Genomic DNA, 22786 nt, shown 5'->3' on the forward strand with positions numbered 1-22786 from the left:
CGAAACACTCGGGGAAGTCGCTCAAGGTAATTCCGGCGCCGACGGTCATATTCCGGCGCGGTAGGTCGCCCGACCGCCCATGACGGTCAGCACGGGTTTGGCGCGCAGCAGCGCCCGGGGGTCCGGTCCGAGGATGTCCTCGGAGAGCACGACGAAGTCCGCGAGCATCCCGGGGCGCAGCACGCCGATCTCGCCCTCGCGAAAGGCGGCGAAAGCTGCATCTGCCGTGTAGTGTCGAAGGGCCGCCTCCACGGTGATGCGGTGCTGTGGGTGCCACCCGCCGGTCGGCGTGCCGTCCGGCATCTGGCGGGTCACCGCGATCCAGATCCCCAACAGGGGATCCATCGGGAAGACCGGATAATCGCTGCCGAAGGCCTGGCGGGCGCCGGCGTCATCGAGGGCCTTGAACGGCATGGCTCGCGCGCTGCGCTCGGGGCCGAGCATCGGCACATAGTTCTCGAGGGTCGTCTTGTCCGGGCCGGCGAAGATCGCCTGGGTGCTGGCGATCACCCCGAGCGAGGCAAAGCGTGGAATGTCGGCGGGGTCCGGGACCTCGAGGTGTTCGATCCGCGGGCGTCGGTCCCGAGGACCGCGCGTCCGGGCGAGGTGCTCGTACCCGTCGAGTGCCATGCGGATCGCCCGGTCCCCGATGGCATGCAACTCCACTTGCAGCCCGGCGCTGTCGTAGCGCGCCAGTGCGGTGGCGAGTTCGGCGTCGGACCACATGGGGATCCCCTCGCCGCCGCCGCGCGCATATGGGGCGAGCATCGCCGCCGTCGCGGCGTCGACCGTGCCGTCGAGCATTCCCTTGGCGATCCCGGCGCGGAGCAGGGGGCCGGACCACGAGGATGCCAAGGCGGTGTAGGCGCGCAGGGCGGAGTCGCTTGCGTCCTTGCTGAATGGCACCGCGACGCGGAAGCGGGCGAGCAGGGAGTCCTCGGAGACGGCGCGCTCGAACGCGGCCTGCTCGGCGCGGCCGATGCCACCGGCGAGTTGGAGCGCGGTCAGCCCAAACGAGGTGGCACTGTGCACCTGTTCTCTCAGCGCGGCATACACCTCGTCCGGCGTGGGGGCGGGGAGGCGGCGCCGCGCCAGTCCCATCGCGGATTCCTGCAGGAGTCCGGTAGGCGTGCCAGTGGGATCGCGAATGATCGCGCCCCCGTCCGGTTCAGGCGTTTCGCTTCCGACGCCCGCGAGGGTGAGCGCTTGCCGGTTCGCGAGCACCTGGTGTCCGTCGCGGTCAGTCAACAGGACGGGACGGTCCGGGAAGGCCGTGTCGAGGTACCGTCGGTGGGCGGTGCGTTGGGGGAACATGTCCGGGGTCCAGCCCCGTCCGGTCACCCAGGTACTCTCGGGGAGCGTGGCGGCGAACTCGCGCAGGCGCTGCAGGATCTCGGTGGTGTCGCGGGCACCAACCAGATCGGCGTTGCGTCGCGTGGGGAGGTGCCAGTGTGCATCGTGAAAGCCGGGGATGACACGTTTCCCGCCGAGGTCCTCGATGGTGGTCGACGGCCCGGCCAGGGCACGAATGGCCGTGTCATCACCGACCGCGACCACGCGGTCGCCTCGGATGGCGATTGCGGTGGCGGACGGGTTGAGGGAATCGCCGGTCCAGATGCGAGCGTTGTGGAGGATGTGGTCCGGGGGCGCCTCATCGCGGGCGCAGGCCAGGAGGGTCGCCGTGAGGGCGATGAGGAGACGCGTCCGGTCGAGGATGGCCATGACGGGAGAAATGGGTGGAGGCCGGATGCCGCGCAAGCGCGTCTCCCATTCAGGGGGAAGACCTCGGTGCGGCCGCGCGGTTGAAAGGCCTGGGTCGTCGGCGCGCTCAACTCGCCTTTCGCGTGCCGCGGCCTATCTTGTTCGGCTTGCGGCCGGCTCGGGACCATCGACCGGGCCGTCGCCGTTGTCAGGTGTGCCGGGCCTGTTGGCCTGGGCCGTCGTCCTCCACCGTCCTGTCTCATGTCGCGCCACGCCTACGTTCTGCTTTTCGCGGCCGCCCCGCTCGCCGCACAGGTCACGCCGGTCAACGAGGCCCCCAACCCGTATCAGACGGTGGAGGGGTGGGCCAGGATGCCAGCGGGGCGGACCTGGGGGTCCACCTCCGCCGTGGACATCGACAAGGACGGCAAGAGCATCTGGGTCTTCGAACGTTGCGGGCAGAACTCGTGCGCCGAATCCGACCTCGATCCCATCCTCAAGTTCGACCGTGATGGCAAGCTGGTCCGGTCGTTCGGGAAAGGGATGTTCATCTTCCCGCATGGCATCGATGTCGACGATGACGGCAACGTGTGGGTGGTCGACTGCGCCTGTCTCGGTCGCGCGCGTCCCGACTCACTCCCCCCGAAGGGCCACCAGGTCTTCAAGTTCTCGCCTGACGGCCGGTTGCTGATGACGTTAGGCAGGGCCGGTGGCAGTCGTGAGGCCGGGCACTTGTTCCAGCCCAATGACGTCTTGGTGACCAGGGACTATATCTATGTTGCCGAAGGGCACAGTTCGGCGGCGGATGCCCACGCACGCATCTCGAAGTTTGACAAGAACGGGAGATTCGTGAAGGCGTTCGGGACCAAGGGGGCGGGGAAGGGGCAATACGACCAGCCCCACGCCCTGGCGCTGGACTCCCGGGGGCGGCTCGTCATCGCCGACCGGTCGAACAACCGCATCATCCTCGCGGACCAGGATGGGAACTGGCAGGAGGAGTTGTACCAGTTCTCACGGGTGAGTGGGATCTGGGTGGACGCCAACGACATGATGTACGCGACGGACTCCGAGTCGAAGTCGGTCGCGCGGACGCGCCAGGACTGGGAGCGCGGGATCCGGATCGGGAGCCTGCGGGACGGGAAGGTGCTCTACTTCATTCCAGACCCCGACAAGAGCCCGCCGAGCACGAGTGCCGCGGAGGGGATCGCCGTGGACAAGGACGGGGTGGTTTACGGCGCTGAGGTCGGCCCGAAGCGGCTCCAGCGGTACGTGAAGAAGTAGGCGCCATCGAGGGCGACGCCCATGGCCCCCAGCCCGCCGCAACGCGGGTAGGGGGCCGTTTCCTTGCCCTCCCCGGTCCCCGGTCTCAACTTCTCGGCGCCGGGACGCGTATCCGCTGCGATACTCGTCCCACCACCCGTACCACCGAGGCGCCATGAAAGTCCTTCGTCTCCTCCCCGGGCTGCTGGTCGCGTCGTCTGCGGCTGTCGCCCAGAACGCCGTCAACCGCCCACCGTCCGTCGACGAGGTCATCAAGAGCGAGGCGTTCGTCGCCCCGCCGGACCGGATCATGGACGCGATCCTCGCGCCACGGCACCTCAACGTCACCCCCGGGAACTACAGTCCGGACCGGAAGTGGTTCATCCACCAGGTCGGCGACGGCCCGGTGACGATGGACGTCTTCTCGAAGCCCTTCCATGAACTGGGCGGGTTGTTCGTCGATTTTCGGGCGAATCGCAACCGCACCCTGACCATCCGGACCGACGTCGCCCTGGAGCTTCGCTCCGCGACGTCGAATGCGAAGGTCACCGTCGCCCTTCCGCAGGGGGTGCGCATTTCGAATGCGAGCTGGAGCCCCGACGGAAAGCTGGTTGCGTTTTACGGCCACACGCCTGACGCGACGCACATCTATGTGAGTGACCTTGCGGGCAAGGTGCGGCAAGTGACCACCAAGCCTGTGCTCGCGACGCTCGTGACGCAGTTCGATTGGACCGCAGGCGGAGGGCAGGTGGCGACCGTGCTCATTCCCGATGCACGTGCGCCGCAGCCGCAGCCTCCCGTTGTGCCCATGGGTCCGCGCGTCAAGCTGGCCGAGGAAAACGACAAGAACAATTTGCGCACATACCAGAGCCTGATGGCGACGCCGCATGACCAGGCGTTGCTGGAGTGGCACGCGACCGGTCAGGTCGCCCTGGTCGACGTGAACACCCGCGCGGTGAAGAAGGTCGGCGCACCGCTGATGGTGCGCGACCTCGATCCGTCACCGGACGGGAAGTATCTGCGCGTGACGCGGATGAACAAGCCGTTCTCGTACATGGTGCCCGTGCAGAACTTTGGCTCGACCCAGGAGATCTGGGATGCGGAGGGCAAGGTCCTCGCGAAGATCGAGGATGTTCCGCTGAACCTCGGCGTAGACACTGCGCGTGCCGTGGCGGCCCCCGGCGCTGGTGGCGAAGGACCGAGCACCGTGGGCAAACGCGAATTGACGTGGCGTCCCGACAATCAGGGCCTCACGTACCTAGAGCAGGAAGCCCCTGCCCGCCGGGATACGTCGGCGGCTGCCGCCGGCGATTCCACCCGGGCATCGCGCAAGGATCGCGTGATGCAGTGGATGCCGCCGTTTGGCGCGACGGACACCAAGGTCCTGTATGAGAGCAACACCCGCATCGCGACCCATCGGTATTCGCCAGACCTTGCGGTGTTGTTCCTCAGCGAGCGACAGGGGCAGAACACCCATGAGTACGCGGTGGCCCTCGCCGAACCCTCAAAGCGCTACACCATCGCGCGATTCCGTGGTGACGATGTCTACGGCAATCCCGGGTCGCTCGTGATGGCACGCGGCACGCTGGGCGGTGGCGGTGGATTTGGCGGCGGTGGCTTTGGTGGCGGCGCCGCGGCGGGTGCGGACAAGCGGGTTCACCTCTCGGCGGACGGCTCGTCTGTCTACCTGAGTGGGACCCTGTACGACCGCAAGCCGGAAGAGAACGGACCGAAGACGTTCATCGACAAGGTCAACTGGCGGACCGGCCAGAAGTCTCGCGTCTACCTGAGCGAGAACAACAACGTGTTCGAGCGCGCGGTGGCCTTCCAGGACATCGATGCGCGGCAGCTGGTGGTGACCCGTGAATCCGAGACGACGATCGCCCAGGCCTTCTACCGGAACGGGGACCAACTGGTCCAGCTCACCGAGAACAAGGACTACACACCCGACGTCACCGCCGCCCGCAAGGAGCAGTTCACGATCGAGCGGCCGGACGGCTTCAAGTTCAAGGTGAATGTCACCTTGCCCACCGACTATCGCCCCGGCACGAAGGTCCCGGGGATGTTCTGGTTCTACCCGCGCGAGTTTGCCGGCCAGGAGGAGTACGACCGTGGCGCGCGGACCTTCAACAAGAACGCGTTCCCGAACTTCAACCCCCGATCCATGCAGTTCCTGGTCCGCGCCGGGTATGCGGTCGTGGAGCCGGATGCTCCGATCGTGGGGAACGCCGGCCAGTGGAACAACAACTATGAGAATGACCTGCGAAACAACCTGGCCGCGGTGATCGACTCGATCGACCAGCGCGGACTTGTTGACCGCAATCGCATCGGGATCGGTGGGCATTCATATGGTGCGTTCTCGACCGTGAATGCCATGGCGCATACCCCCTTCTTCAAGGCGGGCATCGCCGGCGACGGCAACTACAACCGCACGCTGACCCCGCTCAGCTTCCAGAGCGAACGTCGCAGCCTGTGGGACGCGCGGGATTCCTACCTCTCCATGTCCCCGATGCTCTACGCGAACAACCTGACTGGCGCCCTGCTGATGTACCACGGCATGGGTGATCAGAACGTCGGGACGGAGCTGTCGAATTCGCCGCGCCTTTTCCACGCCCTCAACGGGTTGGGCAAGACGACGTCGATGTACCTCTATCCGTTCGAGGATCACGGGCCGGCCACCAAGGAGACCCTCCTCGATCTGTGGGCGCGCTGGTCGGCGTGGCTCGACAAGTACGTGAAGGACGGGAAGAAGACGAAGACGGTGTCCTGATAGCCCTCTCGGTTGGTGCAAGGCCCCGGCGCTCTCTGCGCCGGGGCCTTGTCGCATCAGGAAGGCCGTGGGCGCCTCGAAGTGCAAGAGACACGGCACGATGCAAGAGTCGGCTGCTTCGTGCGCGGTGCGATCGATCATCGGGCGCGACGACCGCATGAGACGAATGGTCTGACTCGGGCTCGTTTGGCGTGGGCAAGTTGACCGGAAGGGGCGAACTCCTCCCGACTTCGGTGGGAGAGCGTTGCCGGTCGTGTCGCGACCCACGCCGGCGATGTGACGTGGCCCACACCCTGCCTTGTAGGTGACCAGAATCACCAACCTGTCACCGATACCAACTCATGCGCATCCTCAAGCACCTCCCCAAGCTCGCGACCCTCGGCGCCCTGCTCGTCCTGACCGCGTGCTCTAGCGACATGGCCTCAGCGCCTGCCCAGAGCGACGACGTTGCCATGCCGGCGCTGCCGAACGTTGCGGCTCAGCAGGCGATCGTCGCCGAGCAGGTTGAGGCTCCGACGGTCGGCCCCCACGGCACGATGGCCTCGGTGGCGTATCCCTCCAACGCGGTGACGTACCAGTTCACGTACAACCCGACCACGGATGCGACCTACGTCATGGGTCTGCAGATGGTCGCGTTCCCGCGGTACACGATCTGCGACCCGGCGGTGAGCGGATACGGGCCAAACACCTGGCTCAATAGCTGCCCCAAGCTGACCTCGCCGATCACGATCACCGCGACCGTCTGGACGGATGCGCAGGGCCGGCCGCAGATCGACTTCGCCAATTCGATCCGCTTCTACAAGAACTTCAACAACCAGCTTCCCGCGATCTACCTCCGCGACTCGAACGCGGCAATGAGCAGCTGGGGCCGCGTGGACTACTGCTCGGGCAGCGGGTGCGTGAACGAGGCCGCGTCGGACGCGGTCCTGGCGACGCAGCGTGATCCGATCACCGGGTACCTCTTCCGCATCATCCGTCACTTCTCCGGCTACAACGTCTGGGCGTAAGCCCGCCACCAACACACGGCCCGGAGAATGACCATGCGACACAACTTTCTCACGACCGTCCGGCGAGTGGCAGTGCTTGCCGGGCTGGCCCTCTCGGCGGCGTGCGGCACGGACACCACCGCACCGATCATGGCCCCGACCGAGGCCAATGCGGTCCTCGGGACGCTGACGGCAACGACGAAGGCGGCGACCGAGGCGACGGTACGGACGGCGGGACGGCTGAATCCGCTGCGCAGGTCGATCACGGTGGCCGCGACGATTGGGGTGAACGGCGGGGTGCTTCGAATCCCTGAGACCGGGTTTGAGTTGCAAGTTCCTGCCGGTGCGGTCGACAAGGACGTTCGCTTTTCGGTGACCGCGATCCCCGGGTCCGCAGTCGCTTACGAGTTCGCACCGCACGGCATCACCTTCAAGACACCAGTCAAGTTCCGCCAGAGTGTGCTCACGACGAGCATCGGATGGGGTCAGACCGTACGCGGCGGGTACTTCACCGACGCCGGCAAGATCGACGCGAAGGCGCGCAAGGCGACCGTAGCGGAGCAGATGCCAGCCCGGATCGACGGCACGTGGGTGGTCTTCGACATCTGGCACTTCTCGGGGTACCTGGTGAGCTGCGCCTGATCGAGATAGCAGGACGTGGGACGAGGGGGTGCCGGTGACGGCGCCCCCTCGGTGCGTTGACGAAGGCGCACATCAGACGTGGGGCATCCTCTACGAATTCGTCAGGGTCAGCACCCATCGACGAGTGCTACCTCGCCCTCTGACCCTCGACCAGGCGTGGCGGTGGACGCGAGCCCTGCTGGAATCGCGCAACCTGCAGGTCCTGACCGAAACGGAGCGCCATCATTCGGTGGTGGTGGAGCTGGCCAGTCGGCACCCGGGCCTCTCTGGCAACACGGTCCATGACCTGCACATCGCGGCACTCATGCTCGAGCATGGTGTGACAGAGATCCGGACCGCCGACACTGACTTCCACCAGTTCAAGTTCCTTCGGGTCGTCAACCCGCTGGTCTAGCCGGTCCCTCGGGGGCGTTCCCCGGCCCCGGCCCGTTCCGGGAAGGCGCTCCGCCCGCTAACGTCAACGGGTTCCGCGCCCCTGCGCGTTCTCTACAGGCCTCCCACGGAGCGGTGTCCCATGAAAGTCTCCTTCCGCGTCAACGGCAACCCGACGACAGTGGATGTCGCCGAGGACATGCCCCTCCTCTGGATCCTGCGTGATGTCCTTGACCTCAAGGGCGCCAAGTACGGGTGCGGGATAGGCCAGTGCGGCGCCTGTACGGTGCACGTGAAGGGGGTCGCGACGAAGTCGTGCCAACTTCCGGCGTCACGGCTCTCAGGCGCCGATGTCGTGACCATCGAGGGGCTCACCCCTGATGGCGGGCATGCGCTGCAGAAGGCCTGGGAAGAACATGACGTTCCGCAGTGCGGCTATTGCCAGGCGGGCCAGATCATGGCGGCGGCGGCGCTGCTGTCTCGAAAGCCCAAGCCGACGGACGCTGACATCGACACCGCGATGAACGGGAATCTCTGCCGCTGCGGGACCTACCTGCGGATCAAGGCGGCGATCAAGAGTGCAGCCAGCGGTACCGCCGCCGACGCCCCGGCCGGTCGCTCCGGCGCCGACGCCGCCCACGCCTAAGGAGAGACCACGACCATGACCACGACCTTCCGTGCCGACCGTCGCGACTTTCTCCGCGTGTCTGCCATTGCCGGCGGCGGCCTGCTGCTGGGTACCTACATCGAGAGTGTTGGCGCGCTTGAGGCGTTTGCCGCACCGTCGGGAACGCCCCTCGCCGAAACCGCGCTGAGTGCGTTCATCCGCATGACCCCCGACGGGATCGTGACGATCGTCGCGAAGAATCCCGAGATCGGCCAAGGGGTGAAGAACATGCTCCCGATGCTGATTGCCGATGAGCTGGATGTGGAGTGGAAGCACGTCCGGATCGAGCAGGCCGACCTGGATACCACGAAGTTCCAGGGGCAGAGCGCGGGCGGCTCCACGGCGACACCGACCAACTGGATCCCGATGCGGCGCGTGGGTGCCGCGGGGCGCGCGATGTTCATCGCGGCGGCGGCGCAGACGTGGAATGTTCCGGCGGGTGAACTCACGACGGCGGCCGGGCGCGTGCATCACCGCGCGAGCAACCGCTCCGTGGCGTACGGCGAGCTCCTGGCCACGGCGGCGACGATGACGCCGCCCGCTCTGGACGCGGTACCACTCAAGGACCCGAAGGACTTCACGATCATCGGGAAGAGCACGAAGGGGGTCGACATCCCCAAGATCGTAACTGGCAAGCCGCTGTTTGGTATCGACGTGAAGGTGCCGGGCATGTTGCACGCGGTCTACCAGAAGTGCCCCGTGTTCGGTGGCAAGGTGGCCAGCGCGAACCTGGACGAGATCAAGGCGATCCCCGGGGTGAAACATGCCTTTGTCATCGAGGGGACGAACAACCTGGCGGGCCTCGTGGGGGGCGTCGCCATCGTGGCCGACGGCTGGTGGACGGCCCAGAGCGCCCGCAAGCAGCTCAAGGTCACGTGGAACGAAGGGACCACGGCCGCGCAGAGCAGCGTCGCGTACCAGGCGCAGGCCGAGGCGTTCAGCAAGGGGACGCCGCAGAAGAGCTGGCGCAAGGATGGGGACCCCGATGCGGCGCTGGCGGCGGCCGGGGTCAAGGTCGTGAAGGCGGGGTACTTCTATCCGTTCATTTCGCATGCGCCCCTCGAGCCGCAAAACACCACGGCACACTGGAACAACGGTAAGCTGGAGATCTGGTCGCCGAGCCAGACGCCGGCCGGCGGACGTGGCCTGATCGCGCGCACGCTCAACATCCCGGAGACGGACATCACCATCCACCTGACACGGATGGGTGGTGGGTTCGGCCGCCGCTTGTACAACGAGCCGATGGTCGAGGCGGCGGCGATCGCGAAGGAAGTTGGGGTGCCGGTGAAGTTGCTCTGGACGCGCGAAGACGACATGCGGTATGACCAGTACCGCGCGGCCGGGTGGCATTACTTCACCGCGGGTGTGGACGCCAGCGGCAAGCTCGTCGCCTGGAAGAACCACTTCGTCGGGTTTGGTGACGGCGAGCGGTTTGCGCCCAGCGCGGGGATCGGTGCCACCGAGTGGCCGGCTCGGTTTGTCGGCAACTATGCGTTGGACAGCTCCATGATCCCCACCGGTGTGCCAACGGGCGCCCTGCGCGCGCCGGGATCCAACGGCATCGCCTTCGCCACGCAGTGTTTCCTCGATGAATGTGCGGAGGCCGCGGGGAAGGACCCGCTCCAGTTCCGGATGGACCTGCTCGCCTCCCAGGCCGTTCCCGACCCGGCACCGGCGCAGGGTCAGCAGGCGCCCACCATGCTCGATGGTGCGCGGGTGCGTGGCGTGCTGGACGCGGTGCGTGAAGCCTCCGGATGGGCCCGGCGTTCCTCACTGCCCAAAGGCACGGGGATGGGGGTCGCGTTCCACTACTCGCATCGCGGCTACTTCGCCGAGGTGGTGCAGGCGACGGTCCGAAAGGACGGCGAGGTGAAGGTCGACAAGGTGTGGGTCGCCGGGGATATCGGCTCCACGATCATCAACCCATCCAACGCGGAAAACCAGGCGCAGGGCTGCGTGATCGACGGACTCTCCGAAGCGTTTGGCCAGGAGATCACGATCCAGAACGGCCGGACCGTGCAGTCGAACTACAACAATCATCCCATGCTGCGCATGAGCGAGGCGCCGCCGGTCGAGGTCACCTGGGTGAGGTCGAACAATGCGCCGACCGGACTCGGCGAGCCCGCGCTACCGCCCGTCGTGCCCGCGCTCGTCAGCGCCATCCATGCCGCGACGGGCAAGCGGGTACGCACCCTGCCGCTTTCGAAGCACGATTTGAGCTGGAAGTAGGACCAGAGACCGCAGACGGTAGCCAGCAGACGGCAGATGCCTCGGCGAATGTGCCGGGGCATTTTGCTGCGGATCGCTCGAGCGCGTCGGCGAAAGCCTTCGACGTCGGGGCCACCGGGTCCTGAACTCGCTCGTCATCACCTCCACGTGAACGCACCATGGCCACGCTCCTTGGAAAAACGGCACTCGTCACCGGAGCGGGTCGCGGGATCGGCCAGGCGATAGCGCGCAAGCTGGCGTCCGAGGGCGCCAATGTTGTGGTCAATGACCTGGACGAGGCACCAACGCGCGAGACGGTGGCCCTCGTGGAATCGCTCGGCGTTCGCGGGATTGCCGTGACGGGCAGCGTGGCGGCCCCGGACTTCCCGGAGCGCTTCATCGGCGCCGCGGTCGACACCTTCGGCGGGATCGACATCATTGTGAACAACGCCGGCTTCACGTGGGACAACGTCATCCAGAAGATGTCCGACGAGCAGTGGGATGCGATCCTCGACGTGCACCTCAAGGCACCCTTCCGGATCCTCCGGGCAGCGAGCGCGTTCATTCGCGCCGCGGCCAAGCGTGAGGCGGCTGCGGGGGCGCCGGTGTGTCGCAAGGTCGTCAACATTTCGTCCGTGTCGGGGACCGCCGGCAACCCTGGTCAGGCCAACTACTCCGCGGCCAAGGCGGGCATCATCGGACTGACCCGTGCGCTCGCGAAAGAGTGGGGGCGCTACCAGGTGACGGTGAATGCCGTGGCCTTCGGGGTGATTGGGACGCGCCTTACCACGGCTCCGGCGCATGGAGGGGCGACGATCTCCATCGAGGGCCGCGAGATTCCCGTGGGCTTGAATGCCAGCGCCTTCGAGGCGCTCGAGCGAATCATTCCGCTGGGTCGGGCTGGCACCGTGGAGGAAGCGGCGGGCGCGGTGTACCTCTACTGTCTGCCGGAGTCCAACTACATCACGGGCGAGGTTGTCATCTGCGGAGGGGGCTACACGATGTAGCGAAGCGGCGCGCTCGGGGTGGTCATGGGCTTCCGGGCGCATGCTGTGTCCAGCTGTTACAGTTCACTAGGTGCTCGGCCCTCTTCGCGACAGGAAGGCGCTGAACGTCGCGCGTGCGGCCTCGCCCTCGAGGAGCCGCCCGAACTCCCGGAGTTCGAGTTCCATGTGATCCCGGAGCGCGCCCTCCGACGGACGGCGTAACAGCGCCTTGGTGGTGAACAGGGCATCTCGTGGTTGGGCCGCGAGGCGCGCCGCCAGGGTGCGGCCGCGGTCGATCAGTGCCGCCTCAGGAACCACCTCGTTCACGATTCCCAGATCGACGGCCTGCTTCGCGTCGACGGGGTCGCCCAGGAGAAGGAGCGCAGCCGCGCGACGTTGTCCCGCGAGCGCCGGGAGGAGCAGGGACGACCCAGCCTCCGGGCACAGTCCCAGGGAAACGAACGGAAACTGGAAACGCGCCCCCTCCGCGGCGACGACGAGATCGCAGTGGAGGAGCATGGTGGCTCCGACGCCGATCGCGGGGCCCCCGACGGCGGCAACGATCGGCGTGTGCGTCGACGCGATCGTCCTGACGAATCGTTGCCCCTCCCCGCGGGCGCGCGTCGCCGGATCCAGGAAGTCCGCAACGTCGTTGCCCGAGGAGAAGAGGTCGGCCTGGCCGTGCAGGTAGACCGCATGCACCGCGTCGTCGGCATCGGCAGACCGCAGGGCGTCACTCAGTGCGGCGTACATGTCGGAAGTGATCGCGTTCTTCTTGTCCCGCCGCTGGATCTCGATCTCGAGGACGCGTTCTGCGGTGGACGTGACGATGTGGTTCATTGTCGAGGCGGGGGCGAGCAGTCCGTGCTGAAACATGCGTCGGCGAGCGTGGGGACGTCAGGCACACGGGAGGAGATTGACGGTTCTTCGCGCGGGATGGAGCAGCTGCCGATGCCACAGTCGTAGGAGCGCATCCGGCCTGGGCGCTCAAACCCGGGGCGCGAACGGGGTGTCTGACCGGAGTCTCATCGCCCCTCCTCGATGCGCGACCTTCGCTACGCCTTCCGTACGTTGCTCAAGACCCCGTTTGTCACCGGGGTGGCCATCCTGTCTCTTGCCCTGGGGATCGGGGCGAACGCTGCGATCTACTCGTTGTACGATCAGATCCTGCTCCGCCCGCTCCCCGTGCGGGCGCCCGACGAACTGGTCAACCTCTCGATGCCCGGGCCGATCCAGGGGTCGGACTCGTGCAACCAGTCGGGGGGGTGCGACGTGATCTTCAGCTATCCGATGTTCCGCGACATCGAGGCGCAGCAGGACGTGCTCAGTGGCGTGGCCGGGCACCGGATCTTTGGCGTGAGCGTCACGATTGGCGACGTGCCACTGACCGGGGAGGGGATCTACGTCACGGGGAGCTACTTCTCCACGTTGGGGCTGCAGGCTACGAAGGGGCGGTTGCTCACGCCGGCCGACAACGAACCCGGGGCGGACAACATGGTCGCGGTCATCTCGCATGGGTTCTGGACCGATCGGCTCGGGGCCCGCGAGAACGTGCTGGGCGAAGCGCTGCAGGTGAATGGTCGCACGTACACCGTCGTTGGGGTAGCCCCGGCAGGATTCACTGGCACGACGCTCGGGGCCAACGGCCTGCTCTACGTCCCGATGCAGTCACGGGTCTACCTCGGTGGGTACGATGGCCTCGCGAATCGACGCGACTATTGGGTGTATGTCTTTGGCCGCCTCAAGCCGGGAATGACGCCGACGGCGGCGAAGGCCGGGCTCGACCAGGTGATTGCGCCCATCCTCGCCGAGGTGGAGGCGCCTCTGCAGCAGGAGATGAGCGACGCCACGATGGCGCGGTTCAAGGCCAAGCGCATGGTCGTCGAGCCGGGGTATCGCGGCCAGAGCTCGACGCATGGGGAGGCGCAGACGCCGTTGACCTTGCTGCTGGGAATCACCGGGGTGGTGCTGGTCATCGCCTGTGCGAACATCGCCAACCTGCTCCTCGCTCGTGGAGCCAACCGGGCGACCGAGATGGGGGTCCGGTTGGCGTTAGGCGCCGGCCGTCGCCAGCTGGTGCGTCAGCTGCTCGTGGAGGCGCTGCTGTTGGCCGTCCTGGGTGGTATCGTGTCGCTCGTCCTGGCGGCATGGACGCTCAAGGGCATTGGGGCGATCCTGCCCCCGGAAGCGCAGTCCACGATCCGCCTGCGGATCGAGTGGCCCGTGCTCGCGTTCACGGGGGTCCTCGCCCTGGTGACCGGCTTCCTGTTCGGGTTGTTCCCGGCGCTCAATTCCACGCGCGCGGACCTGATCTCCACCATCCGCGCCGGGGCGGGCCAGATCGCCGGCGGGAGCGTGGCCGCGAGATTCCGCAACAGCCTCGTCGTGATGCAGATCGCGCTCTCCATGGCGCTGCTCACCTCGGCCGGGCTGTTTCTCAAGAGCCTGTCGAATGTCAGTCGCGTCGCGCTTGGCGTTCAGGTGGACAACATGGCGACCTTTGCCGTGTCTCCGTTGCGCGTGGGGTACGATACCCTCCGCGCGAAGGTGCTGTATGCCCGCATGGAGGACGAGTTGGCCGCGCAGCCCGGGGTGACGGCCGTCACCAGCTCCATGGTGCCGTTGCTCTCCGGCGACAGCTGGGGGAACAACGTCCGGGTGCAGGGTTTCGAGTGCCTCCCGGACGTGGATTGCAACTCGCGTTGGAACGCGATTGGGGCCGACTACTTCGCCAAGATGGGGGTAACCCCCAAGGCCGGGCGCGATGTCCTGGCCACCGATGTGGATGGCGGTCCGCGGGTCGCCGTGGTGAACCAGGCCTTCGTCGACAAGTTCAACCTTGGGCCCGACGCGGTGGGGAAGTTCATGGCGGACGGGCGAGGCGATTCGCTCACGATCCAGATCGTCGGGGTTGTCCCGAACGTGAAGTACAACGACGTGAAGCGAGCGCCGGAAGCGGTGTTCTATCGACCATGGACGCAGTCCGGGATCGTGAGTCGCATGTACTTCTACGTCCGGACGAACCTGCCGCCGGAACAACTGGTCGGCACCATGCCCAAGGTGATGGCGTCGATCGACCCGATCCTGCCGGTGGAAGACCTCAAGACCATGCCGCAACAGGTGCGCGAGAACGTCTTCCTTGATCGGATGATCTCGACCCTCTCCGCGGCGTTTGCCTTGCTGGCGACGTTGCTCGCGTCCGTGGGCCTCTACGGGGTCCTCGCGTATTCGGTCTCGCAGCGCACCCGGGAGATTGGCGTGCGGATGGCGTTAGGTGCGGACCGACGGCAGGTGCAGGGGCTTGTCTTGCGCCAGGTCGGGGTCATGACGGCGATCGGGGCCGTACTCGGCCTGGCGGGCGCCCTGGCCCTGGGTCGTGGTGCGCGCGCGTTGCTATTCGGGCTGGAGGGCCACGACCCCTGGGTGTTCGCGGGCTCGTTAGCCGTGCTCACGATGGTGGCCTTCGCGGCCGGATGGAGCCCGGCGCGTCGGGCAAGCCGGACCGAGCCGATGCGGGCGCTGCGTTACGATTGATTGGGCCGACTTGGCGGAAGGGCTCCCCAGCCACCGCGTTGGCCCCTCCATCATTGGTCACGGCACCATGGGCCGTTGGCCATCGCATCGGCGGCCGCGATCGGTCGCAGCGCCGGCAAGGGAGGGGAAACGCGGTGGTTGCCGCATCCTGCCGCCTGCGTCACGTGAACCGGCCCGGCAGGAGCTGCCGCCCCGATCGCGCAACGTGTTGGCACACAACGACTACCGAAAAACGGTCCGGGTGGCGCGCGAGGTGCACGCGAAGTGGTCGATGGTTTCCCCGACCCGGTGGGTTCCCCAATGCGCGTGCGGTTTCTCGTTCCTGTGCTCGTCTCTCTTGCCGCCTGTGCGGATGCCCCGACCAGCGTCCGCCCGGATGGTGACGGCGACCGCATCGTCGTGACCAATGACGAGGCGTTGCTGTCGGAGCGCGTCCAGTCGACCGGTGGCGTGGACGTCCCGATCCTTGGCACCCCGGGCGCGGGTGTCCTCCTGCGCGCGACGGCCGACACCAATCCGAAGTTCACCTTGCATGCCCTGGTCCGTGCGCCGTCGGTGGCGGGTCGTTCGTTGCTCGCCACGCACGTCGCGTTGCGCGGGGAATACGCGTATGTGTCGTACATGACCCTCGGGGAGACCGCCCTCGGCGCCGTCGAGGTCTTTGATATCAGCGTCCCGACCAACCCGCGCCTGGTGTCGCAGGCGCTGTTAAGCAATACGGATGTCACCGCGTTGGCCGTGGATGGGAACCACGTGTATCTCGCGACGGCGTCGCACGACGGCAAGTTCGCGGAACCGGCGGTGTTGGAGCGCCTGCAACTGCAGGGCGGCAAGCTCACGAGCAAGTCCGAGCGCGCCGCCGTTCCATCGTTTGTGGCGACGGGGGTCGCCGTCACCGGTGGGCAGGTCTTTGTGACCTCGGGGTCTGGTGGCCCGGGGCTGGGAGGACTGACGGCCTTCTCGCGCAGCAACCTGTCCCGCGTGAAGAGCGACATCTTTGCTGACGCCCGTGCGGTGTCGAGTCCGCAAGGATCCTACCTGGCCGTGTCGCAGGGGAGTCCCGCACGCCTCCGCATCTACGACCCGAGTTCACTCGCCCTCACGGCCACGGTTCCCTTGAGCGGCGGGTTGCTGCCGGACTCGAAGTCGGCCGTGACCCTGGATGGCGACTGGGCGTTTGTCGCTGCCGGTGACGGCGGGGTGCAGGTCGTGGACATGTCGCGGGGGGCGTTAAGCGGCACGTTGCCGCGTCCGTCCGTCCCCCCGGGATTCCCGGCGGCCCACGAGCATGTCACCAACGCCGTCACCGTCATGCAGGACATCGTGCTGACCGCGGATGGTGCCGGCGGCGTGTCGGTGGCTGTCAGCGATCACAAGCGCCGACGGTCGGGGGAGCGCGTGGCCGTGCAGGCGTTAGGCAGACTCGGGCTCAACGGCTCGGCGAACTTTGTGGCGGCCGGCAACACCGCCCTGTTTGTGGCAACGGGGGCCGGCGGGCTCCAGATCCTGACGATCCGCTAGCGCCGCAACCAACGCCTGCCATGACACCACCACCACCAGGCCGCGACGCGCGCCAACTAGCGCGCGCCGCGCGTGACCAGCACCGGGGCGCTGGCTTGCGCGAGCACTTGGCGCGTGGTCGAGCCGAAGACGGCAAGGTCCAGCCCCTCCGTCCCCTGGGCGCCCATGACGATCAGGTCCGCCCCCTCGGCGTCCGCGTCTTCGAGGATACGCCGGTGGGGGCGCCCGACGGCGACGACCCCCTGCACGTCGACCCATGATGTGTCCACGTGTTCCAAGAGACCGGCGAGGCGAGTACTCGCCTGGTCCTTGAGGCTCTCGCGGAACCCGTCGAGGTCGAGGCGTCCCGCCGCGATCATCTCGCCCTCGGGGTACCACTCGATGGCGTGCAGCACCCGCAACGTGCCGTTTGCCTGGCGGGCCAGGTCGAGGGCGATGTCAAAGGCCTGACGCGCCGATGGCGAGAAGTCCACCGGGCAGAGCACCTTCCGAAAGAGTGCCTGTGGATCCGACGTGGCGTGCGGCGGGACCGTCAACACGGGGCAGGGCGCGTGCGCGAGGACGCGCTCGGTGACCGACCCATGCACGAGCCGGTCGAAGCCGCTTCGGCCATGTGTGCTCATGACGATGAGGTCGGCTCCCACCGCTTCCGCGTGTTCGACGATGCGCGGCGCCGCCTTGCCAGACAGCACGGTCACGTCAAAGGCGACGCCGGCCAGCGTTCCCGCGACGTGTTCGCGGACGACGGCGAGCGGATCCGCGTCTGCCGCGGCCAAGGCACGACTCGGTAGTGCCGCGGCTTCCGAGAGCGAGGGACGATGTTCCGGAGCCGCGTCCACCACGTGCAGCACCGAGAGACGCGCGCCGTACCAGCGGGCGATCTGGGCCGCGTGCGCGAGTGCGGCCTGGGACTGGTCGCTCAGGTCCGTCGGGCAAACCAGCATCGAGAAGGTGATCATGAGGCCTCCACGTCGAGGATTCCGGGGCGTGCTCGCGTGCCGCGGCACACGAAGGCTACGGACCGCGCGGGGCTCGCGCCGTCAGGGAGGGGACACTTCCGAGTTCAAGGAACACCCGACCGCGCGTTTGGCCCCCGGCGTCGGGCGACTACTTCCGGAGTGGTGGATTTGCAGGTGACTTTCCACGGGTGCAAGTGGCCCTCACCCGTGAGCCCGCGATGACCCGATTCTCCTGTACGCGCATGGCCTTCGTGGCGACACTGCTGTGCGCACTCCATCGGACGGCGGGTGCCCAATCGCCCGACGCGCGCACCGCGGTGATCGCGCTGGCCGATTCCGCACTTTCCGCCATCACCCGGGGTGATGTCGTGGCCCTGACCGACCTCATGGTGCCCGAAGCGGTGATGTTCCCGACCTCCACTCGGGACGGCGTGACCACGTACCGCGCCCGGACGCGCGAGTCCCAGCGTGGTGCGCCGATCCAGGGAGTGGTCGAGCGCGGCTTTCGTCCCGAGGCGATGGTCAATGGTGGGGTCGCCATGGTCTGGCTTCCCTACGATCTCTACCGCAACGGGGCCTGGTCCCATTGCGGGGTGGACGTCTTCACGTTCGTGAAGACCGACGGCAAGTGGCGTATTGCATCCATGGCGTGGAGCGCCGAACAGCCGCCGGTCTGCGAGAAACATCCGTCGGGTCCCCCGCCGACGCGCTAAGCCGCGGGTGATCCGGCCGAGGATGCCGCACGCTGGTCGTCACTTGGCTGGCGCGGAGAAGAAGCTTGCCGCGCGCCAGGTCGGTCGGGTCGCGCGATTCGCCACGCGTAGTCCGAGCTCCGCGTACAGCGCGTTGAACGTCGCCGCGGCGGCCATGTCCACGGGCTGCGTAACGTCGTCGCTCACCTTGTGATAGTGGTCGCGCACCCACCCCTGCCACGTCTTCTCCTCCGCCGTCCCCGGGGTGTACCCAACCTTGAAGGCGAGCGCGGGGATTCCCTGGCGAATAAAGCTGTACTGGTCGCTGCGCACAAACCGATTCTGCTCCGGTTCGGGATCCGGCATCACCGTCAGTCCGCGCGCCTTTACCACGGCGTCGATGTCGTCGGCGAGGTCCGACTCGTCGTAGCCATACACAAACAGACCGCGGAGCGGGATCAGCGGGAGGAACATGTCGGTGTTGAGGTTGGCTACGATCGTGCGCGCGCCGAGGGTGTGGCGGGCAGCAAAATATCGGGAGCCGAGCAGTCCCTTCTCTTCGGCGGTGACGGCGACAAAGGCCACCGTACGCTTGTTGCCACCGCGCGCAGCGAGGGCGCGGGCCGTCTCGATGAGTGTGGCCGCTCCCGACGCGTTGTCCATCGCCCCATTGAAGATGCTGTCGCCGGCCGCGTTCGGGGTCGTCGTTCCCACGTGATCGGAGTGCGCCGTGAAGACGACGACCTCATGGCGCAGCACGGGATCGGTCCCAGGGACGATTCCCACGACGTTCGGCGAGGTGAGGCTTCGCTTGATCGTGGGCAGCGTGGCGCGTAACGCGACCGTCAGTGACCCCTTGGGCAGCGACTCACCGCGCCTTGCGCGGGCAACGACCGAGTCGTAGGCGATGCCGCTACCGGCGAACAGGCGGGCGGCAAGCGCCGGGTTCACTGTCGCCCCGAGCCGCTGGCCGCGCGTATCGTCCAGCGTGGTGTCGGCGAGGGACATCGTCGAGCCCCCAAGTCCCCCGGCGCCACTCCAACTCCCCGGAGCGCCAATCGCGATGATCCCGACCGCCCCGGCCTGCTGCATCGCGGTCCAGCGCGAGCGGGTGCCGTGCGCTTGCATCGGCGCACTCAGCCCGGCGGGGACGCCGTTGTAGTGCAGCACGATCTTCCCGCGCAGGTCCAAGCCGGCGAGGTCATTCGCGCCGGGGAGGGAGAGTCCATACCCCGCGAAAATGATTGGCGCCTCCACGTCTCCGGTCGTGAGTCGTGCTGCGGGGCGCACGTCGGTGCCGGCCGCGAGCGCGGACCACTGTCCGTTCTCCTTGAGTGCGAACGTCACGCGCGCAGCGTCCATTCGGGTCTCGACGAACCCAACGCGCTGGAACCAGCCTTCACTGCCGCCCGCCTGCAGCCCGGCCCCCTGAATTGCTCGGCGATGTATCGTGATGCGGTCTCGTGCCCTGGCGTGCCCGTATTGCGGCCCTTGAGCGAGTCGTGGGCGAGCACCTGGACGTGCCGCCACCACGCCTCAGCGGGCGACTGTGCCGCGAGGGTGATGGGCAGGGCGATCGCGGCCGCCAGGCCGGCGAGGGGAGAGCAGGCACGTGCGACGTTCATCCGGTGCTCCATCGGTTGGTGAGGGTGCGCCAGGTCCGAGGGGCAGATGGCGGCGCACCGTTGAAAGTTTGGACCTCGTTTGGTGGCGCGGCAATCCGACCGGCTCCGGGGAGCCGTCAGGTACTGGCACGATCGCGAGGGGTCGTTCGTCCGTTCTGTGCGTGCGTCGCCGCCAGGCGCGCGTGGTTCCCATCGTGATATCGCATCAGGAAGTCCTCGCTCCACGGCGCGAAGGTCCCACCGCGCAAGTGTTGCCGGGCCTCCGCCATCAGGTTGACCAGGAAGTGCACGTTGTGCAGCGAGAGGAGTCGTAATCCCAACATTTCCTCTGCGGCAAACAAGTGGCGCAGGTAGGCGCGGTCGTGATGCTGGCACGTGGCACAGGTGCATCCCTCGACGAGGGGCGATCGATCGAGGCGGTGCGACGAACGCTTGATCTGTACCGAACCGTCGCGCGTGAACGCGGTCCCATGGCGTCCCATGCGGGTTGGCACGACGCAGTCAAACAGGTCGATCCCGCGCCGCACCCCTTCGACCAGATCATCGGGAAAGCCAACCCCCATCAGGTAGCGCGGGCGATCGCGCGGCAACACGGCATCGCACACCTCGATGGTGGCATACATGTCCGGCTTGGCTTCGCCGACCGACAGTCCGCCAATGGCGATACCACGCCAGTCTCCCGTGGCGAGGATCCCGGCGACCGAGGCCCGCCGCAGTTCGGGTGACAACCCACCCTGTACAATGGGAAATAGGGCCTGCGGCGGCGCGAGGCGTTCGTCGTCCGAGTGATACGTCGAAAGGTCCGGGGTGCCGATCGGGGTGGCGACCGTCCCGAGCGGGGAGCGACCATCGCGCGACATGGCGTCGAAGGCGATGCGACAGCGCTCGAGCCAGCGCAGGCTGCGCTCCATGGCTTCCCGCGAACGCTCCGCGGTCGACTTGCTCTCGATGAGCTCATCGAGCTGCATGATGATGTCGGCGCCGAGGTTGCGCTCGATCTCCATCACCCGCTCTGGCGTATAGTCGTGCACGACACCGTCGATCGGGCTCTTGAAGCGCACGCCGCGCTCGTCGACGCTCCGCGTCTTGGCCAGCGAGTAGACCTGGAATCCCCCGGAGTCCGTGAGCATCGGACCGGTCCAACGAGAGAAAGCGTGCAAGCCCCCGAGCGCCCGGATCACCGCGTCGCCGGGGCGGAGGAACAGGTGATACGCATTCCCCAGGACGATGCGCGCCCCCGTCGCCTCGACCTCGGCCATGGTCAGGCCACGCACCGTGGCGTTGGTGCCTACCGGCATGAACGCGGGGGTCTCCACGACGCCGTGTGGCGTGGAGAACCATCCATGTCGTGCGGCACCCGAATCGTGTGCGCTGCGAAAGCTGAAGTCGGTCACGGCGAGGATGAGGCGGGGCTGCCCGGCGCCGACCGCGCGACGCTGGTGTCCGCCGGGGGCGACGTGGCGGAGAGTCGTGCGACCAGGGTGCGCATCATCCAGGCGACCCCGACCACGATCAGTGCGAGCATGGCCGCTCGCATCGCGCTGATCGCCAGGGCCAGGTCCCACGCCGGCCATTCCCAGGCATACTCGCCGAGGCCAGCGCCACGCTCGGTCATCCAGTGCCAGGCAGAGTGTGCGACCAGGGCGGACAGGAGAATGGTTCCCATGCGTTCGCCCACGCGCCGAAGTAGCCAGGACAACACCGGGACAGCGAGGAGCACCACGAGCAACTGGCCCAACTCCACCCCGACATTGAACGCCAGCAACGATGTCAGGAGATGCGAGCCAGCGAACTGGAGCGATTCACGCAGGGCAAAGGAAAAGCCGAACCCGTGCACCAAGCCAAAGCCGAACGCCAACATCCACCGCTGCTGTTGGCGCACGCCGACGATGTTCTCGAACGCCATGAAGACAATCGACGCGGCGATCAGGGTCTCGATGAGCGGGGGAAACCAGAGGGCGTCGGGGACGATCCCGACGGCGGCGGCGATCAGCGTGACCGAATGAGCGGCGGTGAACGACGTCACGATCCCGACCAGCGGGCGGACTCGGCGCACGGGGATCACCAGGCAAAGCACAAACAGCAGGTGATCAACCCCATCCATGATGTGCGCGAACCCGAGCGCGACAAACCGTGAGGCGGCGTTCCACCATCCCGGATCGAGGTCGACGCGCCCCGGGTTTCCCACCCAGGTGAAGGCCCGCTCCGGTCCGCCCGGGGCCTGGAACCGCAGCAGGGTGGAGGTTTCGATGCCAAGGTGCGCGAGGTTGGGGTCGATCGCGAACCGCGCGCTGTCCGCGGTGATGGGGTACTCCAGCAGGACGTCGAGCAGCGCCTGCTGCCACGGGATCTCCGTCTCCGGGGGGAGCGGCGTGCCACGCACGAGCGCCATGGCCTCCCCCCAGTCCCCAAAGCTCCGGTCGGAGGGCAGCGACGCCCGTGCGGCGACTACCCGGCCGCTCGGCAATTCCCGGCCGTCCTCGAACACGCGCATATAGTCGGCCAGCCAGAGTTGCGCGGCCTCGCGAAAGTGCTGTTCGGCGCGTGGGAGGTCGAGGTACCCCGCGCCGCGGAGCGGGAACTCCATATCACGCATCGCGCCCATTGGGGCGCGGACCACGACCTGTAGCCGGTTCCCGGCGGGGCGGACGAGGAGGACGACGTTCACCCGTTGCGGCACCTCATGGGCCCGTGCCGTGGGGACCCGGAGGCCGAGGGCCGCGAGTACGAGGAAGAAGCGAACGGTGAACGAACGGGGCACGGCGGTCTGGACGGGGCTCTGTCCGCGGGATTAGTTCAGGCGCGGTTCACGCCCGGGTGCCCAACTATAGCCTCCGGGGGCTTTGCATTCACGTCCAGACGG

The 22786-nt window shown here is 67.2% G+C and carries 18 protein-coding genes; 11 read left to right on the forward strand and 7 right to left on the reverse strand.

The window, feature by feature from the left end:
- Positions 1 to 45 precede the first annotated feature (45 nt).
- Positions 46 to 1722 (reverse strand): amidohydrolase, encoded by a 1677-nt coding sequence (locus IPK85_10405; GenBank protein ID MBK8247793.1) that lies wholly within the window; start codon positions 1720 to 1722, stop codon positions 46 to 48.
- Positions 1723 to 1962: 240 nt separating this feature from the next.
- Between IPK85_10405 and IPK85_10410 the strand changes: the two genes are divergently transcribed.
- The 8 genes from IPK85_10410 to IPK85_10445 all read left to right on the forward strand — a co-directional run bounded on the left by IPK85_10410 (position 1963) and on the right by IPK85_10445 (position 11613).
- On the forward strand, positions 1963 to 2982 hold the full coding sequence (locus IPK85_10410; protein ID MBK8247794.1) for a hypothetical protein: 1020 nt from the start codon (positions 1963 to 1965) through the stop codon (positions 2980 to 2982).
- A gap of 154 nt (positions 2983 to 3136) precedes the next feature.
- Positions 3137 to 5731 carry a prolyl oligopeptidase family serine peptidase gene (locus IPK85_10415; GenBank protein MBK8247795.1) on the forward strand — a complete coding sequence of 865 codons (2595 nt, stop codon included), beginning with the start codon at positions 3137 to 3139 and terminating at the stop codon, positions 5729 to 5731.
- 341 nt (positions 5732 to 6072) lie between these two features.
- Entirely contained in the window at positions 6073 to 6738 is a 666-nt protein-coding gene (locus IPK85_10420; GenBank protein MBK8247796.1) for a hypothetical protein, read from the forward strand.
- A gap of 33 nt (positions 6739 to 6771) precedes the next feature.
- Positions 6772 to 7359, forward strand: coding sequence for a hypothetical protein (locus IPK85_10425; protein ID MBK8247797.1), 588 nt, complete (start codon positions 6772 to 6774; stop codon positions 7357 to 7359).
- 124 nt (positions 7360 to 7483) lie between these two features.
- The gene (locus tag IPK85_10430) at positions 7484 to 7753 is read left to right on the forward strand and encodes a type II toxin-antitoxin system VapC family toxin (protein ID MBK8247798.1); all 270 of its coding nucleotides are present in this window, start codon (positions 7484 to 7486) and stop codon (positions 7751 to 7753) included.
- 120 nt (positions 7754 to 7873) lie between these two features.
- A complete protein-coding gene (locus IPK85_10435; GenBank protein MBK8247799.1) occupies positions 7874 to 8377 on the forward strand; it encodes a (2Fe-2S)-binding protein in 504 nt (167 codons plus the stop codon).
- A 15-nt stretch (positions 8378 to 8392) separates the two neighbouring features.
- A complete protein-coding gene (locus IPK85_10440; GenBank protein MBK8247800.1) occupies positions 8393 to 10627 on the forward strand; it encodes a xanthine dehydrogenase family protein molybdopterin-binding subunit in 2235 nt (744 codons plus the stop codon).
- Between the two features lie 158 nt (positions 10628 to 10785).
- Positions 10786 to 11613, forward strand: a complete 828-nt coding sequence (locus IPK85_10445) for an SDR family oxidoreductase (protein ID MBK8247801.1) — start codon at positions 10786 to 10788, stop codon at positions 11611 to 11613.
- 66 nt (positions 11614 to 11679) lie between these two features.
- Here the strand turns inward: IPK85_10445 and IPK85_10450 are convergent, their stop codons facing one another.
- Entirely contained in the window at positions 11680 to 12468 is a 789-nt protein-coding gene (locus IPK85_10450) for an enoyl-CoA hydratase/isomerase family protein (GenBank protein ID MBK8247802.1), read from the reverse strand.
- 165 nt (positions 12469 to 12633) lie between these two features.
- Between IPK85_10450 and IPK85_10455 the strand changes: the two genes are divergently transcribed.
- A complete protein-coding gene (locus tag IPK85_10455; protein ID MBK8247803.1) occupies positions 12634 to 15126 on the forward strand; it encodes an ABC transporter permease in 2493 nt (830 codons plus the stop codon).
- Between the two features lie 300 nt (positions 15127 to 15426).
- A complete protein-coding gene (locus tag IPK85_10460; protein ID MBK8247804.1) occupies positions 15427 to 16647 on the forward strand; it encodes a hypothetical protein in 1221 nt (406 codons plus the stop codon).
- Positions 16648 to 16703: 56 nt separating this feature from the next.
- Here the strand turns inward: IPK85_10460 and IPK85_10465 are convergent, their stop codons facing one another.
- Positions 16704 to 17606: a universal stress protein gene (locus IPK85_10465; protein ID MBK8247805.1), complete on the reverse strand. Its 903-nt coding sequence runs from the start codon at positions 17604 to 17606 to the stop codon at positions 16704 to 16706.
- Positions 17607 to 17824: 218 nt separating this feature from the next.
- Here IPK85_10465 and IPK85_10470 point away from each other — a divergent pair, with 218 nt between their 5' ends.
- The gene (locus IPK85_10470; GenBank protein ID MBK8247806.1) at positions 17825 to 18319 is read left to right on the forward strand and encodes a nuclear transport factor 2 family protein; all 495 of its coding nucleotides are present in this window, start codon (positions 17825 to 17827) and stop codon (positions 18317 to 18319) included.
- A gap of 39 nt (positions 18320 to 18358) precedes the next feature.
- On the opposite strand, the gene IPK85_10475 is transcribed toward IPK85_10470, so the two are convergent.
- The 4 genes from IPK85_10475 to IPK85_10490 all read right to left on the reverse strand — a co-directional run bounded on the left by IPK85_10475 (position 18359) and on the right by IPK85_10490 (position 22684).
- Positions 18359 to 19645, reverse strand: coding sequence for a M20/M25/M40 family metallo-hydrolase (locus IPK85_10475; protein MBK8247807.1), 1287 nt, complete (start codon positions 19643 to 19645; stop codon positions 18359 to 18361).
- On the reverse strand, positions 19642 to 19923 hold the full coding sequence (locus IPK85_10480; GenBank protein ID MBK8247808.1) for a hypothetical protein: 282 nt from the start codon (positions 19921 to 19923) through the stop codon (positions 19642 to 19644). Before IPK85_10480 ends, IPK85_10475 begins: the two co-directional genes overlap by 4 nt.
- A 116-nt stretch (positions 19924 to 20039) precedes the next feature.
- Entirely contained in the window at positions 20040 to 21317 is a 1278-nt protein-coding gene (tgt, locus tag IPK85_10485; GenBank protein MBK8247809.1) for a tRNA guanosine(34) transglycosylase Tgt, read from the reverse strand.
- Positions 21314 to 22684 (reverse strand): HupE/UreJ family protein, encoded by a 1371-nt coding sequence (locus IPK85_10490; protein ID MBK8247810.1) that lies wholly within the window; start codon positions 22682 to 22684, stop codon positions 21314 to 21316. Before IPK85_10490 ends, tgt begins: the two co-directional genes overlap by 4 nt.
- Positions 22685 to 22786 lie beyond the last annotated feature (102 nt).

Source organism: Gemmatimonadota bacterium (assembly GCA_016712265.1).
Classification (GTDB): domain Bacteria; phylum Gemmatimonadota; class Gemmatimonadetes; order Gemmatimonadales; family Gemmatimonadaceae; genus RBC101.